The organism is Mycobacterium sp. MUNTM1 (assembly GCF_054660795.1).
Genome location: NZ_BAAGDE010000007.1, coordinates 50,768 through 66,769 on the forward strand (window position 1 = coordinate 50,768; position 16,002 = coordinate 66,769).

General features: G+C 69.1%; 15 protein-coding genes. 8 read left to right on the top strand and 7 right to left on the bottom strand.

Features of this window, described 5'->3' with window-relative positions:
• Positions 1-36 precede the first annotated feature (36 nt).
• The 4 genes from ACYQ8K_RS05930 (at position 37) to ACYQ8K_RS05945 (ending at position 4,292) form a co-directional block, all read left to right on the top strand.
• A complete protein-coding gene (locus tag ACYQ8K_RS05930; RefSeq protein WP_459967538.1) occupies positions 37-861 on the top strand; it encodes an SDR family oxidoreductase in 825 nt (274 codons plus the stop codon).
• An 83-nt stretch (positions 862-944) separates the two neighbouring features.
• Positions 945-1,145 carry a CsbD family protein gene (locus ACYQ8K_RS05935; RefSeq protein ID WP_459967540.1) on the top strand — a complete coding sequence of 67 codons (201 nt, stop codon included), beginning with the start codon at positions 945-947 and terminating at the stop codon, positions 1,143-1,145.
• A 174-nt stretch (positions 1,146-1,319) separates the two neighbouring features.
• Entirely contained in the window at positions 1,320-2,807 is a 1,488-nt protein-coding gene (locus tag ACYQ8K_RS05940) for an FAD-dependent oxidoreductase (RefSeq protein ID WP_459967541.1), read from the top strand.
• A 246-nt stretch (positions 2,808-3,053) separates the two neighbouring features.
• A complete protein-coding gene (locus ACYQ8K_RS05945) occupies positions 3,054-4,292 on the top strand; it encodes a cytochrome P450 (RefSeq protein ID WP_459967543.1) in 1,239 nt (412 codons plus the stop codon).
• Positions 4,293-4,302: 10 nt separating this feature from the next.
• On the opposite strand, the gene ACYQ8K_RS05950 is transcribed toward ACYQ8K_RS05945, so the two are convergent.
• Genes ACYQ8K_RS05950 through ACYQ8K_RS05975 form a run of 6 tightly spaced genes read right to left on the bottom strand, consistent with a single transcriptional unit; the run spans position 4,303 to position 11,145 of the window.
• Positions 4,303-5,457 (bottom strand): glycosyltransferase family 4 protein, encoded by a 1,155-nt coding sequence (locus tag ACYQ8K_RS05950; protein WP_459967545.1) that lies wholly within the window; start codon positions 5,455-5,457, stop codon positions 4,303-4,305.
• A 51-nt stretch (positions 5,458-5,508) separates the two neighbouring features.
• Positions 5,509-6,066: a DUF3592 domain-containing protein gene (locus tag ACYQ8K_RS05955; RefSeq protein WP_459967547.1), complete on the bottom strand. Its 558-nt coding sequence runs from the start codon at positions 6,064-6,066 to the stop codon at positions 5,509-5,511.
• An 11-nt stretch (positions 6,067-6,077) separates the two neighbouring features.
• Positions 6,078-7,724: a 2-succinyl-5-enolpyruvyl-6-hydroxy-3-cyclohexene-1-carboxylic-acid synthase gene (gene menD, locus ACYQ8K_RS05960; protein ID WP_459967549.1), complete on the bottom strand. Its 1,647-nt coding sequence runs from the start codon at positions 7,722-7,724 to the stop codon at positions 6,078-6,080.
• A gap of 54 nt (positions 7,725-7,778) precedes the next feature.
• The gene (locus tag ACYQ8K_RS05965) at positions 7,779-8,567 is read right to left on the bottom strand and encodes an alpha/beta fold hydrolase (RefSeq protein ID WP_459967550.1); all 789 of its coding nucleotides are present in this window, start codon (positions 8,565-8,567) and stop codon (positions 7,779-7,781) included.
• Positions 8,564-9,490 (bottom strand): o-succinylbenzoate synthase, encoded by a 927-nt coding sequence (locus ACYQ8K_RS05970; protein WP_459967648.1) that lies wholly within the window; start codon positions 9,488-9,490, stop codon positions 8,564-8,566. Before ACYQ8K_RS05970 ends, ACYQ8K_RS05965 begins: the two co-directional genes overlap by 4 nt.
• 50 nt (positions 9,491-9,540) lie before the next feature.
• On the bottom strand, positions 9,541-11,145 hold the full coding sequence (locus ACYQ8K_RS05975; RefSeq protein ID WP_459967552.1) for an amidohydrolase: 1,605 nt from the start codon (positions 11,143-11,145) through the stop codon (positions 9,541-9,543).
• A 66-nt stretch (positions 11,146-11,211) separates the two neighbouring features.
• Between ACYQ8K_RS05975 and fadD8 the strand changes: the two genes are divergently transcribed.
• Positions 11,212-12,813 (top strand): fatty-acid--CoA ligase FadD8, encoded by a 1,602-nt coding sequence (fadD8, locus tag ACYQ8K_RS05980; protein ID WP_459967554.1) that lies wholly within the window; start codon positions 11,212-11,214, stop codon positions 12,811-12,813.
• A gap of 58 nt (positions 12,814-12,871) precedes the next feature.
• Here the strand turns inward: fadD8 and ACYQ8K_RS05985 are convergent, their stop codons facing one another.
• The gene (locus tag ACYQ8K_RS05985) at positions 12,872-13,444 is read right to left on the bottom strand and encodes a TetR/AcrR family transcriptional regulator (protein ID WP_459967555.1); all 573 of its coding nucleotides are present in this window, start codon (positions 13,442-13,444) and stop codon (positions 12,872-12,874) included.
• 86 nt (positions 13,445-13,530) lie between these two features.
• Between ACYQ8K_RS05985 and ACYQ8K_RS05990 the strand changes: the two genes are divergently transcribed.
• From ACYQ8K_RS05990 to ACYQ8K_RS06000, 3 genes are read left to right on the top strand one after another with little or no spacing between them, the layout of a single operon-like run.
• Positions 13,531-14,472 carry an aldo/keto reductase gene (locus ACYQ8K_RS05990; RefSeq protein WP_459967557.1) on the top strand — a complete coding sequence of 314 codons (942 nt, stop codon included), beginning with the start codon at positions 13,531-13,533 and terminating at the stop codon, positions 14,470-14,472.
• A 14-nt stretch (positions 14,473-14,486) separates the two neighbouring features.
• Complete coding sequence (locus ACYQ8K_RS05995) at positions 14,487-14,942, top strand: nitroreductase family deazaflavin-dependent oxidoreductase (RefSeq protein ID WP_459967558.1); 456 nt, start codon at positions 14,487-14,489, stop codon at positions 14,940-14,942.
• A gap of 13 nt (positions 14,943-14,955) precedes the next feature.
• Positions 14,956-15,858: a 1,4-dihydroxy-2-naphthoyl-CoA synthase gene (locus ACYQ8K_RS06000; protein ID WP_459967560.1), complete on the top strand. Its 903-nt coding sequence runs from the start codon at positions 14,956-14,958 to the stop codon at positions 15,856-15,858.
• The last annotated feature ends 144 nt before the right edge of the window (positions 15,859-16,002 follow it).

The following is a 16,002-nucleotide window of genomic DNA, read 5'->3' on the forward strand; positions in this document are numbered from 1 at the left end:
GGGAATGAGGTCGCGTGGGCGGCGTTGTAGGAAGGCGTGACTCAAAAAGTTTGGTTTATCACCGGTACATCGCGGGGTTTCGGACGGACGTGGACGATCGCGGCGCTCGAGCGTGGCGACAAAGTCGCCGCCACGGCGCGCGACACCGCCTCACTGGACGACCTGGCGCGCAAGTACGGCGACGCGCTGCTGCCGATCCGTTTGGACGTCACCGACCGGGCGGCCGACTTCGCGGCGGTCAAGCAGGCGCACGACCACTTCGGCCGGCTCGACATCGTGGTGAACAACGCGGGATACGGGCAATTCGGTTTCGTCGAGGAACTCTCCGAGCAGGACGCGCGCGACCAGATCGAAACCAATGTCTTTGGGGCACTGTGGATCACTCAGGCCGCGCTGCCCTACCTGCGCACGCAGGGCAGCGGCCATATCATCCAGGTGTCCTCGATCGGGGGCATCACCGCGTTCCCGTTGGTCGGCATCTATCACGCGTCGAAGTGGGCGCTGGAGGGCTTCTCGCAGGCGCTGGCACAGGAGGTCGCGCCGTTCGGCGTGCACGTCACGCTGATCGAGCCGGGCGGCTTCGACACCGACTGGGCCGGTGACTCCGCCAAGCACGCCGATCCGATACCGGCCTACGACGACGTCCGCGCGGCCGTCCAGGCCGAGCGCGGCCGCCGGTGGGCCAGCCCGGGTGACCCGTCGGCGTCCGCCGCCGCGCTGCTCAAGGTGGTCGACGCCGAAAAGCCGCCGCTGCGAGTGTTTTTCGGCGCTTCCCCGCTGGAGACGGCCAAGGCCGACTACGAGAGCCGGCTGCGCAACTGGGAAGAATGGCAGCCCGTCGCCGAGCTGGCGCAGGGCTGATCGGCGCGAGGAGAGGCGCGTGGCTCGGCGGGAAAAGGGGTAAGCGCTCTAGTACCACTTGGAACGGAATTGAAGGACACGCTATGAGCGCCGCGGATAAGGCCCGAAACAAGGTGCGGCAGGTCACGGGCAAGCTCAAGGCGGCAACCGGTCGCGCCATCAACGACCCGGCGTTGGAAGCCGAGGGCAGGGCCGACCAGCGGGCGGCCCACTTGAGAGATGCCGGCGAAAAGGTCAAAGACGCATTCCGGCCCCGCCGGCCCCGGCGGCGCCGACAGGTCTAGCCGACGAACCCCTCGCGCAGGTCTAGCCGACGAACCCCTCGCGCGCGAGCCGGCGGCGCCTTCAATCGCAGCTGCGAGATCTTGTTGACTCGCCATTAATGAAGTAGTCGATTACTCATCCCAGGCAGCGGGGTGCGGACGCACAATGAGGACTCTGCGAGGAAAGGCGCTCCGATGTCCGCACCTCAGTACGCACCCGTGGAAACCTGCGACGTTTGCATCGTCGGAGCCGGCATCGCCGGGCTGAACGCGCTGTTCGCCGCGAGCCGATACCTGTCGCGCGATCAGAAGGTGATCCTCATCGACCGTCGCCCGCGCGTCGGGGGCATGTGGGTCGACGTGTACCCCTACGTCAGGCTGCACCAACCGCATCCCATGTTCACCGCGGGCAACATCAAGTGGAGGCTCGGCGAGGACCGCAGCTACCTGGCCACCAAGGGCGAGGTGCTCGACCATTTTCAGCACTGCGTCGACGTGATACGCGAGCGCGTCCAGGTCGACGAGTACTTCGGCTGGAACTTCGAGTCGGAAGAAGAAGCGAACGGAATCGTGCGGGTCACCGCTGGAGCCGCCGACGGCCGGTGGCTCGTCATCGAGGCCAAGCGATTGATCAAAGCCTACGGCCTGGGCGTCACGCCCAACGAACCGCTCGACATCTCCAGCACGCGCGTCCATTCGGTGTCGCCCGACTACTGCGACGTTCGGGAAGGCGACATCGAGGAAAGCGAAGCGCCGGTGTGGATCATCGGTGGCGGAAAGACCGCGATGGACACTGCGCACGCATTGATCACCACCTACCCCGGTCGTGAGGTGAACCTCGTTGCCGGCCGCGGTACCTTCTTCTCTTGCCGTGACAGCCTGTTGCCGAGCGGCGCCCGCCGCTGGTGGACGGGCATACCGCCGAGCGCCCTCGCCACACAGCTGAGCCGCCGGTACGACGGCACGAATGAATCGGAAGTCCAAGATTGGTATCGCGCCACCCACGGCACGTTCGTGACCCCGCAGGCGGACAACTTCGTGCTGGGAGTGTTGTCCGAGGCCGAGAACCGCACGATCTCCGCCGGGCTGAACGACCTCATCATGGACTATTTCGAGGATGCGGTCGACCACAATGGCACGACCGAGTTGGTGTTCCGGAGCGGATCGACGAAGACGATCCAACCGGGCAGCTGGGTGGTCAACTGCACGGGATACGTCAAGTTCTCCGGCGAATATCTTTACGAGCCGTACGTTTCACCCAGTGGCGCAGTCGTTTCCATCAACGTGCGGTCGGCTATTTTGCACTTGCCGGCGTTCATGGGCTATTTCCTGGGGCATTTGATGTTCTTGGACAAGCTCCGTGAGATCCCGCTCTACGAAATCGATTGGCAGGCACTGCGGCAGAAGGCACCGCTGGCATTTCCGTACGTGCTCTTCGCGCTCGTCCAGCACAACCTCAGCCTGATCTACGACAACGTCCCCAGTCGCGTGTTCAACGAGAACGGTCTCGATTTCGACAAGTGGTACCCCCTACCGCGCCGCCTGCCGGGCCTGGCACGGTTCATGCTCACGCATCGCCGGGAACGCGAGCACCAGCGACATGTCCTCGACACAGTCCGGGAACGATTCCAAATCCGTTGTGGCCCACTGGGTGAGCAGCTGACACCCGGCGTCACAACGTAGTCATCGCTCGTGCGGATGAGAAATCTGGAATCGGCCGAGCCAATCGAGCGGATGCCATCGATGTTGATGAACGGCATTCACTCGACGCCGGTCCCGTTCACGCCCGGGCGTCCCGCAGCGCTCGGGCGTGAACCGGATCGCGCGAAAAAGCCTGCAAGACAGGTAGTCGGCTACGCGTGCGGTGGGTTCCCACGCCGATAACACTCGGTGGTGCAAGCACCTCACCGACGACCTACGGGGCACACCATGACCATCACGGTTGACGCGTCGATCTGCCCGAGCGTCTATGATGCCGGCCTTCCGACGATGAACTACGAACATTGCCAAGGCATCGACGAGGCCCACGCAATCTTCAGAGAGGCGCGCCGCCAGGCACCGATCGCCATCGGTTCGCATGGGCCGGAGTTGCTGACCTATGAGCTGGTCCGAACGGTGTTGCGCGACCCGCGATTCCGCGTGCCACAGGGCATGTTCCTCGCCTTCCAGGGCATCACCTCCGGACCATTGTGGGAGCGCGTCGCCACGAACCTGATCAGTCTCGACGGGGCAGAACACCGTCGGCTGCGCCGGCTCGTGTCCAAGGCCTTCACGCCGCGCGCCACCGCGCGGCTGCGCTCGACGATCGTCGAGGTGATCACCGAACTGGTGCACCGCCACACCGCGACCGGGCGCTGCGAGGTGGTCACCGACATCGCCCGCCAATATCCGATCCCGATCATCTGTGCGCTGTTGGGCGCCCCGGCCGAGGACTGGAAGCTGTTCTCGGACTGGACCGACGACATCTTCAAGGCCTTCAGCTGGGAGGCGGCCACCCACCAGCGCACCATCCTGGCCGCATGGGAACAGCTCGATGCCTACATCGACGACATGGTTGTGCAGCGACGGCACAGGCTGACCGACGACCTCATCTCCGATTTGATCCGCGCCGAGGACGACGGCGATCGCCTCACCCTCGACGAGCTGCGAATGCTGACCGCGAGCCTGCTGGTGGCCGGCACGGACACCACCCGTAATCAGTTGGCCGCCTCGGTGCAGGTGCTCTGCGATCACCCCGATCAGTGGGCCCTGCTGGCCGCGCGTCCCGACCTCGCGAACAGCGCGGTTGAGGAGACCATGCGGCATTCACCGATCGCGGGTGTCACCTTGCGCATCGCTCACGAGGACGTCGAGCTCGTCGGCGTGGTCATCCCCGCGGGCACACCGGTTATCGCAAACACCGCCGCCGCCAACCGCGATCCCGCCATCTATGACGACCCCGACCGACTCGACATCACCCGCACGGGAGCGCCGCCGATACAGACGTTCGGCGCCGGCATGCACTATTGCCTAGGCGCCAACCTGGCCCGACTCGAGCTCGCCGAAGCCTTGGCGATCATGACGCAGCACATGCCCAACGCCCGCCGCAGCGGACCCGCGCCATGGAAGCCCCTAATCGGGCTGAGCGGACCGACCACGCTGCCAATCGAATTCGACGCCGTAGCGTGACGGCCCCCGCTCACTCCCCCTGCGCGTGACGGGTGGACAGCAGCTGGCGTCGCACGAACGGCGACAGCACCGCCTCGTAGTGGCCGAGGAGTTCGTCGCAGATGACCGGCCAACTCCGGCCGACCACGCTGCGCCGGGCGGCCAGCGCGTAGCGCGGCCGTTCGGTGATCAGGTGTGCGACCGCGTCGGGCAGCCGGGACTCGAACTCGTTGACGGCCAACAGCAGACCGGTTCGCCACGGGGTGACGAGGTCACGTGGGCCGCCGGCGTCGGGGGCGATCACCGGCAACCCCGACGCCAGCGCTTCTTGCACGACCTGACAAAACGTCTCGTGCTCACCGGGATGTACGAACACGTCCATGCTGGCGTACGCCGCGGCGAGTTCTTCGCCGTATAGCGCGCCCGTGAAAACCGCTGTCGGCATTGCCTTTCGCAGCTTGTCGCGGTCGACACCGTCGCCCACGATGACGAGCTGAACCGCGTCGCCGGCGGCCAGCCCGATGAGTCGCTCGACATGCTTCTCGGGCGCGAGCCGGCCCACGAATCCGACGATCGGCTTGCCCTGTGGCGACCAGCGTGCGCGCAGCGTCTCGTTGCGCGCGGACGGCGCGAACCGCAGCACGTCGACGCCGCGCGCCCACCGGTGAACTCGCGGAAAGCGGTGAGCTACAAGCGATTCCATCGTCACACTGGATGGCGCCAGGGTACGGTCGGCGAGACCGTGCAGGTGACGGAACCAGGCCCAGGCGGCCCGCGCCGTCATCGGAATGCCGTAGCTCGCCGCGAAGCCCGGCACGTCGGTCTGATACACCGCGACCGTCGGCACCCCGAGCCACCGCGCCGCCCGCACCCCGCCGTAGCCGAGCAGCGCGGGCGAAGCGAGATGCACCACGTGCGGATCGAATCCGCGCAACACCTTCACCAGCCGGGGCGTCGGCACGCCGAGCGGCAGCGTGGTCACCTTGGGAAACATCCGCGACGGCACCCGGTGAACGCGGATCCCGTCGTAAATGCGATCGGCCCGGGGCTGACCGGGAGGCGTGTCGGGGGCGATGACGAGGGCTTCATGCTCCGTCCGGCGCAGGTGCTCGAGCACCCGGATCACCGAGTTGCTGACACCGTTGACTTCGGGGAGGAAGGATTCCGCGACGATGGCAACGCGCACATCACTACGGTGTCAGCGTCGGCTGTCGGCAAGGTTGACTGTGTGTATACGTCACGCGAAATTTGCAGGTCCGACACTTTTTGCGGCCGGGCTGGCCGGTGCGTCGCGGGGGTCGTCGCGACGGTCCAGCCACTTGTCCAGCAGCGCCAGCGCCACCAGGATCGCCGCCGCGGCCAGCCAGCCCACCACCGCGATGGAACCCGCCGGGATGATCGCCAGCCCGGCGTTGCGATGCTGCACGCGAACCAGGTTCGGGTCGTTCTTGTTGTACTCGACGTAGATGCGCATCCCGGTGGCCAGATGGGACGGATAAAGCACGCCGAGCTCGGGGCGATAGGTGACCCGCTCGGGGGTGACGAATTCGATCGTGGAGCGGCGCGGCCCGGCGCTGAGCACCTCGGCCTGCGCGACGCCCATGTTGTGGGTGATCGCGATGTCGTTGCGCCAGGCGCCGGCCACCAGCAGCACGGACTGCAAAGTGACCAGGCCCGTCACGATCAGCACCGCAATCCGGGCCCACCGCAACGCAATCCGCGACCGCGTTTTCGGCGGTTCATCACTACGCCCATGAATCAGGATGCGCAGCAGTACTTTTGGAGATACCGCCATCTAGATGCGCCTCACAGCGCGGCCTTGATAGCCGCGTGCAGCTGCCGCAGCGACGACCGGTCGGCCTTGACCTCCAGCACCCGCATCCCGGGCCCCGGTTCGTCGAGGGCCGTGGGCAATTCGCCGACCTCGATCTGACGGCTCTCGACGTGGTAGGCGCGGCACAGCGCGCCCACGTCGACGTCGTGCGGGGTGCCGAACACCCGTGACGACACGTCGGAGAACCGCGGGTCGCCCTGCTCGAGCAGTTCGAAGATGCCGCCGCCGTTGTCGTTGGAGACCACGATCGTCAGCCGGCGCGGCGTGGGCTCGGTGGGGCCGATCAGCAATCCGGAGCTGTCGTGCACGAACGTCAGGTCCCCGATCAGCGCGACGGTGCGCGCCGGGCCGTCCGGGCCGCCGTCGCGTTCGTGGGCCAGTGCCGCCCCGATGGCCGTGGAGACGGTCCCGTCGATGCCGGCGACACCGCGGTTGGACCGCACCCGGATGCCGCGGGTGTCCAGGCCGACCAGCGCCGCGTCGCGGACCGGGTTGGAGGCCCCGAGCACCAGCTGATCGCCGGGCGCCAGCGCGTCGGCCACCGCCGCCGCGACGTGCAGGCCGGTGGTCAGCGGGTGCGCCGCGAGCTGGCCGCGGACGGCGGCCAGCGCGTGCCGGTTGGTCTCCGCGCAGCGCTGCAGCCACGCCGGGTTGGGGGCGCCGGTGGTGACCGCCCGCGTCCCGGTGGCCTGCGAATTGCCCGAGACGTCCGGCCAGCGCGGCCCGGTGGTCAGCGCGAACACCGGCACCTGCGGGTCGGCCAGCAGCGCCGACACCGGCCGGTGCAGGGTGGGGCGGCCGAGCATGATCACCTGCTTGGGCCGCAGCAGCGGCAGCGCCAGCGGGTGCAGCGGGTTCGCCGGGGCGGGCGCCGTCGGCTCGGCCACGGTCGGCAGCTGCGCCAGGTTGGGCTGCACACCCGCGCCGTGCCCGGCGATGACGACCGTGTCGGGTGACAGGTCGATGTCCAGCGGCTGGTCGAAGCTGACCGGCGGCGTGTAGGTCCACGGGCGCCCGCCCGGGCGGCCCGGCGGCGTCGGCGCTTGGGGTTCGGGATCCGGCACCAGGGGCTCGCGCAGCGGGATGTCGAACTGCACGGGGCCGGCGTTGGCGGTGCGGGATCCGGTGGCGGCCACGAGCACCCGGCAGGTGGCCGATCGCCAGGTGGCGTTGAGGGCATCCAGCCGCTCGGGGGCGTCCTCGGCCAGGCCGAGGCTGATCGTGGCCCGCACCTGGGTGCCGAAGTAGCCCAGCTGTTCCATGGTCTGGTTGGCCCCGGTGCCCAGCAGCTCGTAGGGGCGGTTGGCCGAGAGCACGATCAGCGGCACCCGGGCGTAGTTGGCCTCGATCACCGCCGGGCCGAGGTTGGCGACGGCCGTGCCGGACGTCATGGCGACGCAGACCGGCGCGCCGGCGGCGATGGCCAGGCCGATAGCCAGGTAGCCGGCGGTGCGCTCGTCGATGCGAACGTGCAGGCGGATGCGGCCGGAGCGGTCGGCGTCCTGCAACGCGAAGGCCAGCGGGGCGTTCCGCGAACCGGGGCAAAGCACCACGTCGCGGACGCCGCCGCGAATCAGCTCGTCAACGACGACGCGAGCCTGTGTCGTCGAGGGGTTCACTCCTACAGCCTGTCACAGGCGCGAGGAACCGCACTCAGCGCTGGTGAACAGCGCTCAGCCCTTGGCGCCCCCGAAGAACTTGAGCATGGCGGCGTTGACGGCGTCGGGCCGCTCGAAGAAGCCGAGATGGCCGGTGTCGGGGATCTGCACGTAGCGGCCGTTGGGCAGCGCGTCGGCGACCTCGCGGCCCAGATATGGCGGGGTGAGCACGTCGTCGGAGAAGCCGATCACCAGCACCGGGGTCGCGATGGCGCGGTAGGCGGTCAATCGGCTGGTGTACGGCGCGACGTCCAGCTGGGCGCGCATGCCGGGTGTGGACTTGACGGGCCAGGTGGAGAACATCGCGATCCAGTCGGCGATGGCGGTGTCGTCGTTGAGCGTCTTGCGGGAAAAGTTTTCCAGCAGGCGGATTTTCGCTTCGTACGCGGCGGGCAGCGCGACACCGGCGTCGGCCAGCTCGGCCTCGGCGTCGCGGAAGAACTGCCGGGCCCGGTCCATGCGGCCGCGGGTGCCCATCAGCACGGCCGACGTGACCAGCTCGGGCCGGGCCAGCATGAGTTCCTGGGCGATGAACGCGCCCATCGACATGCCGACGATGCGGGCCGGGGCCGCGTTCAGACCTTCGATCAGGGCCGCGGTGTCGGCGACCATGGTCTGAGTCGAGAAGCCGTCCGCGTTCTCCGTGGCGCCGATTCCGCGGTTGTCGAAGGTGATGACGCGGTATCCGGCCGCCAGAAACGCGGGCACTTGGTAGGGGTGCCAGGTCCGTCCGGCGCCGCCGTGGCCGGCGATAAAGACCACCGGCTCACCGGAGCCGCGGTCGTCGTAAGCCAGGTTGATCACTCGGTCGACGGTACAAGCAACCGATGGCAGGCCTTGACCCGGTCGATCCACCACTGCTGGCGCTCGGGCGGTGCGCCCAGCGCCCGCAACCGCGCCGGATCGGGCGCGACCGGGCCCACCGGCAGGCAGCCGTCGACGGGCCCTGTGAACTCAGGGGTCTCGACCACATCTTCTACGAAGAGCCCGCCGGTGCCCAGCCCACAGGCGTGGCGCAGCTGCGGGAGCGCCGCCGCGGCGGTCAGGCCGGCGGCGATGCCCACCGCCGAATCCAGCGCGCTGGACACCACGACCGGGATGTCGATCTGCGCGGCGATGGCGAGCATGGCCGAAATCCCGCCCAGCGGAGCCACTTTGAGCACCGCGACGTCGGCAGCGCCGGCGCGGACCACGGCCAGCGGGTCCTCGGCCTTGCGGATGCTTTCGTCGGCGGCGATCGGTACCTCGACCCGCCGGCGCAGCGCCGCGAGCTCGTCGACCGTCGCGCAGGGTTGTTCGAGGTATTCCAGTGGTCCGTCGGCGGTCAGGGCGGCGGCCGCTGCGGCCGCCTCCTCGACGCTCCAGCCGCCGTTGGCGTCCACCCGCACGGTCGGAACCAGCTCGCGCACGGCGTTGACCCGCGCGACGTCGTCGGCCAGCGTCTGCCCGGGCTCGGCGACCTTCACCTTGGCCGTGCCCGCCCCGGGAAACCGGGACAGCACCTCGGCCACCTGCGCGGCCGGCAGCGCCGGCACCGTCGCGTTGATCGGGACGCGGTCGCGGCGGGTCGGCGGCGGCTTGCGGTAGGCGGCCTCGATGCCCGACGCCAGCCAGTGCGCGGCCTCGCGCGGCCCGTATTCGACGAACGCCCCGAACTCGCCCCAGCCCGACGGGCCGTCGATCAGCGCGACCTCGCGGGTGGTGATGCCGCGAAACCGCACCCGCATGGGCAGCGCCACCACGTGCAGGCGGTCGAGCAGGTCCTCGAGCGTCGGCGTCACGCGCTGTAGACCTGCCGACCCGCCAGATACGTCGCCCGCACCTCGAGGTCGGCGATCTGCTCGGGCGGCACGGTTCGCGGGTCGGCCGACAGCACCACCAGATCGGCGTACTTGCCGACCTCCAGCGAGCCGATCACGTCGTCGGAGAACAGCTGCCAGGCCGCGTCGATGGTCTGCGCGCGGATCGCCTGCTCGACGGTCAGCCGTTCCTGCGGCCCGAGCACCCGGCCGCTCGGCGCCGTACGGGTCACGGCCACGCTGATGTTGCGCAGCGGCTCCTCGGGCGTGACGGGCGGGTCGTTGTGCAACGAAATCCGCATCCCGGTGGCCACCGCGGATCCGGCCGGCATCCAACGGGTTCCGCGTTCCTCGCCGAACAGGCCGTCGACGATGACGTCGCCCCAGTAGTGGATCTGGTCGACGAAGATGCTGCAGGTGACGCCGAGGTCGTGGGCGCGCTGCAGCTGCTCGGGGCGGATGGCGCCGACGTGCTCGAGCCGCAGCCGGTGGTCGTCGCGCGGGTGGCGCTCGAGGGCCTGCTCGTACACGTCGAGGATGGTGTCCACTCCGGCGTCGCCCTGCACGTGGCAGGCCATCGGCCAGCCCAGCGGGAAGTAGGCGCCGACGATCTCGTGCAGCTGCTCGGCGGTGTAGTTGGCGCAGCCGCAGGAGCCCGGCACGACGCCGATGATCCGGGTGGCCTCGGTGTCCAGGTAGGGGAACGAGAGGTCGATGTTGCCGATCCAGGGCGAGCCGTCGACCCAGATCTTGATGCCGACCTGACGCAGCATGTCGTCACCCTGGCCGGGGGTGGCGGTGGTGGACATCTGCGGGTTGGAGATCTCGTAGGTGCGCAGCCGGACCGTGAGCCGCTCGCGCAGTTGGTCGACCACCGGCCGGAAGTTCGGGTCGAAGGCCATCTCCGAGCAGGTGGTCAGGCCGGCGCGGTTGAGCCGCGCGCACTCGGCGAGCAGCATCCGCGGGTAGTCGGCGAAGTCGATGGCCCCGCCGAGCAGCGGGAAGACCGCGCCGGTCTCCTCGGCGGTGCCGTCGAGTTCGCCGTTGGCGTCGCGGCCGTATTTGGCGCCCTTGGGGTCGGGGGTGTCGCGGTTCAACCCGTGCAGCTTCGCGGCGCGCGAATTGAAGTACGCCTTGTGCCCGGAGTTGTGCATGATGACCAGCGGGCCGTCCGGCGCGACGTCGTCGAGCCAGTCCAGCGTCGGTTCCGGAAGGCCGCTCTGCAGCAGCGGATCCCAGCCGTTGAGGTAGGCGCCGTCGGATCCGCGCCGCGCGACCTCGCGCTGGATCGCCGCGACGACCTCGTCGGCGCCGCGCATGGTGACCGGGCGGATGTCGACGATGCGGTCCGACAGGGCGACGGCCTCCATCAACGGATGCCCGTGTGCCTCAACGAAGCCCGGCATGACGCAGCCGTCACCGACGTCGACGGTCCGGGTGCCGGGGCCGGCGAAGGCGGCGACCTCGGCCCGGGTGCCGACGGCGACGATCTTGCCGTCGGCGATGGCGAGCGCCTCGGCCGTGGGCCGCGCCTCGTCGACGGTCAGGATGGTTCCGGTGACCACGAGATCTGCATCGGCCATAGGCACGGATGCTACTGGCAGGAGGGTCTAGCTGACCCAAATTGCAACACGTTCTAGTCTTGCCACATGAGTGACGATCTCCTGCGCCATCCCATTCATTCCGGACACCTGACCGTCGGTGCGCTCAAGCGCAACAAAGACAAGCCGGTGCTGCATCTCGGCGACACCACGCTGACCGGGGGACAGCTCGCCGAGCGCATCAGCCAGTACATCCAGGCGTTCGAGGCGCTCGGTGCGGGCACCGGCGCCACGGTCGGGTTGCTGTCGCTGAACCGGCCCGAGGTGCTGATGATCATCGGCGCCGGCCAGACCCAGGGTTACCGGCGCGTGGCGTTGCACCCGCTGGGCTCGCTGGACGACCACGCCTACGTGCTGGGCGACGCCGGCGTCACGTCGCTGATCATCGACCCGAACCCGATGTTCGTCGAGCGGGCGCAGGGCCTGTTGGAGAAGGTGCCCGGCCTCAAGCAGGTCCTGACCATCGGTCCGGTCCCCGAATCGCTGGGTGATTCCGCAGTGGACCTGGTGGCCGAAGCCGCGAAGTATTCGCCAAAGCCGTTGGTGGCGGCCGACCTTCCGCCCGATCACATCGGCGGGATGGCCTACACCGGTGGCACCACCGGCAAGCCCAAGGGCGTGCTGGGCACCGCGCAGTCGATCACCACGATGACGACGATCCAGCTCGCCGAGTGGGAGTGGCCGGAGAACCCGCGGTTCTTGATGTGCACCCCGCTGTCGCATGCCGGGGCGGCGTTCTTCGTGCCGACGATCATCAAGGGCGGCGAGCTGGTTGTGCTGACCAAGTTCGATCCGGCCGAGGTGCTGCGGGTCATCGAGGAGCAGAAGATCACCGCCACCATGCTGGTGCCGTCCATGATCTACGCGCTGATGGACCATCCCGATTCGCACACCCGCGACCTGTCGTCGCTGGAGACGGTCTACTACGGCGCCTCGGCGATGAATCCGGTGCGGCTGGCCGAGGCCATCCGCCGCTTCGGGCCGATCTTCGCCCAGTACTACGGGCAGTCCGAAGCCCCGATGGTGATCTCGTACCTGGCCAAGAAGGACCACGACGAGAAGCGGCTCACCTCCTGCGGGCGGCCCACCCTGTTCGCCCGCACTGCGCTGCTGGACGCCGACGGCAACCCGGTGCCCCAAGGCGAGGTCGGCGAGATCTGCGTGTCCGGGCCGCTCCTTTCCGGCGGGTACTGGAACCTGCCGGAGGAGACGGCCAAGACGTTCAAGGACGGCTGGCTACACACCGGCGACATGGCCCGCGAGGACGAAGACGGCTTCTGGTTCATCGTCGACCGGGTCAAGGACATGATCGTCACCGGCGGGTTCAACGTGTTCCCGCGCGAGGTCGAGGACGTCGTCGCCGAGCACCCGGCCGTCGCGCAGGTGTGCGTGATCGGCACGCCGGACGAGAAGTGGGGCGAGGCCGTCACGGCGGTGATCGTGCTGCGCCCCGACCATCCCTCCGACGAGGAGTCGGTGTCGCGGGTGACCGCCGAGATCCAAGCCGCGGTCAAGGAGCGCAAAGGTTCGGTGCAATCGCCCAAGCAGGTGATCGTGGTCGAGTCGGTGCCGGTGACCGCGCTCGGCAAGCCGGACAAGAAGGCCGTGCGCGCGCAGTTCTGGGAGGGCGCGGCCCGCTCCGTGGGCTAGGTTTTTTGCGCCGGGCTGGCGACACCTCCCGCTTGCGGGGGACACGCTGGCGCGGCGCTCAGCAGCTGCCGTCACGCTGGCGTGACGTTCGGGGCGCCGTGACCCCGGCGACCAGCAGGTCGAGCATCCGGCCGGTCTGCTCCGGCGAGCCGCTGGCCAGGAAGATCCCGATCAGGCTGGACACCACGTCGTCGGCCTGCACGTCGGCGCGCAGCGTCGCGTCGGCCGCACCCGCTCGTAACAGCATCTCGACGGCGCCGACGATGCTGTCGCGCGTCTGGGTGGGTTCCATGGCGCCGGAAGCGAAGATCGCCTGTAAGGACTCGGCCATTCCGCGCTTGGCGGCGACGAAGCCCGCGTACCGGTCCATCCAGCGCCGCAGCGCGGTCTTGGGCGGATGCCGCTCGAGCAGCTGCTCGGCGGCCGCGGCCACCTCGGCGAGCTCGGTGCGGTAGATCGCCTCGACCAGGGCTTCCCGGTTGGGGAAGTGGCGGTAGAGCGTGCCGATCCCGACCCCGGCGTCGCGGGCGATCGACTCCAGCGACACCGATCCGCCGTGCGCGGTGAACGTCGCGGTGGCCGCCTGCAGCAGCCGTTCGCGATTGCGCCGCGCATCCGACCTTTCCACCAAAGCGGAGGTTCCTCCGTTTCTGCTACGCTGATCGAAGCGGAGGGTCCTCCGCATTTTCTCCAGTGTGTCACGAGCCAAGGAGCATCATGACCGACCAACCACAGCCCGGCGGTCTCGGCAGCATCGGCACGGCGTCCGTCGCCCGCATGGGCTACGGCGCCATGCAGCTGTTCGAGGCGCCGACCGTCGAGGACGCGGCCACGGTGCTGCGTCGCGCCGTCGAGCTCGGCGTCAACCACATCGACACCGCGTCCTTCTACGGACCCGGCGAGGTGGACCGCCGGATCCGTGCGGCGCTGACGCCCTACCCGGACGACCTCGTCATCGTCAGCAAGGTCGGCGCCCGCTACACCGGCGCACAACCGATTCCGTTGGCCGCCGCCCAACGGCCGGCCGAACTGCGCGCGGCCGTGGAAGACGACCTGCGCCAACTCGGCCTCGACCAGATCCCGGTCGTCAACCTGCGCCGCCTCGAGCTCGGTCCCGGCCTGGCCGCCGAGGGCGACCAGATCGTCGACCTCGATGACCAGCTCGCCGAGATGATCGCGCTGCGCGACGAGGGCAAGATCGGCGGGATCGGGATCAGCGCCGTGCCCCTCGAGACGGTCCGGCGCGCGCTGCCCGCCGGAATCGTCTGCGTGCAGAACGCCTACAGCCTGCTGGACCGCTCCCAGGAGGCCACGCTCGAATTGTGCGCGGCCGAGGGCATCACGTGGGTGCCGTACTTCCCGCTCGGCTCGGCGTTCCCGGGATTCCCGAAGGTCGCCGACCACCCGGTGGTCGCCGACATCGCGGGCGCCCTGGGCGCCACCGGCGCCCAGGTCGGGCTGGCATGGCTGCTGTCCCACACGCCGAACACGTTGCTGATTCCCGGCACCCGATCGATCGCCCACCTCGAGGAGAACATCGGCGCGGCCAGCGTGACGCTGAGCGCCGAGGCGATGGCCCGGCTGGACGCCGTCGCCACGCCCGGCGCCGATCCCTGGGCGCACGGTGTCGAACCCTTCCTGGAGGCGCCCCAGACCTGACTACTGTGTCAGGCATGGGTACGCCCGACGGGCTGAAACCACCATGGTGGCTGAAGCCGGCGAACAAGGTCTTCATCCGGATGTCGCGGCTCGGGCTGAGCTTCGGCGGCGAAAGCCCGGTGGTGTTGACCGTGCCCGGGCGCAAATCCGGGGCGCCCCGGTCGACGCCGGTGACACCGATGACCGTGGACGGCAATCGGTATGTGGTGGGCGGCTTCCCGGGCGCGGACTGGATCCGCAACGTCCGCGCCGCCGGGTATGCGACGCTGGCCCGCGGCCGGCGGTCCGAGCGGGTGCGGATGGTGGAGTTACCCGCCGACGCGGCGCGGCCCTTCCTGCGGGCGTTCCCCACCGAGGTGCCCACCGGCGTCGGCTTCATGAAACGCTCTGGGTTGGTCACCGACGGAACCCCCGAGGAGTTCGAGGCGCTGGCCGGCGTGTGTCCGGTATTCCGGCTGGACCCGGCATAGGAGTTCAAACAGATTGAGTGACAACCCCTTTGACGCTCAGGCCTGGCGCCCCGTGGACGGGTTCGGCGACCTGACCGACATCACCTACCATCGGCACGTCGACGACGCCACGGTGCGGGTGGCGTTCGACCGCCCCGAGGTGCGCAACGCGTTTCGGCCGCACACCGTCGACGAGCTCTACCGAGTGCTCGATCACGCCCGGATGTCACCGGACGTCGGCGTGGTGTTGCTCACCGGCAACGGGCCGTCACCCAAGGACGGCGGCTGGGCGTTCTGCTCGGGCGGCGATCAGCGCATCCGCGGGCGCAGCGGCTATCAGTACGCGAGCGGCGACACCGCCGACACCGTCGACCCCGCCCGCGCCGGCCGGCTGCACATCCTCGAGGTTCAGCGGCTGATCCGGTTCATGCCCAAGGTGGTCATCTGTCTGGTCAACGGGTGGGCGGCCGGCGGCGGGCACAGCCTGCACGTCGTCTGCGACCTCACCCTGGCCAGCCGCGAACACGCGCGCTTCAAGCAGACCGACGCCGACGTCGGCAGCTTCGACGGCGGCTACGGCAGCGCGTACCTGGCCCGCCAGGTCGGCCAGAAGTTCGCCCGCGAGATCTTCTTCCTGGGCCGCCCCTACACCGCCGAGCAGATGCATCAGATGGGGGCGGTCAACGCCGTCGTCGACCATGCGGAGCTGGAATCGGAGGCCATTGCATGGGCGCGCGAGATCAACGCCAAATCGCCGCAGGCGCAACGCATGCTGAAGTTCGCGTTCAACCTGCTCGACGACGGCCTGGTGGGCCAGCAGCTGTTCGCGGGCGAGGCCACCCGGCTGGCGTACATGACCGATGAGGCCGTCGAGGGCCGCGACGCCTTCCTGGAGAAGCGGGACCCCGACTGGAGCCGGTTTCCCCGGTACTTCTGAGGTGCCCGCGCCCTCGAGCGTCACGCTGGCGTGGCGCTCGGCGGCCGGCGTCACGCTGGCGTGGCGCTCGACCCCCCCCCGCGCCCGCCCCGAAGACCCGGCCTGCGGCAACCGACCCCCCCCCCGGACGGCCCCCCCAGATGG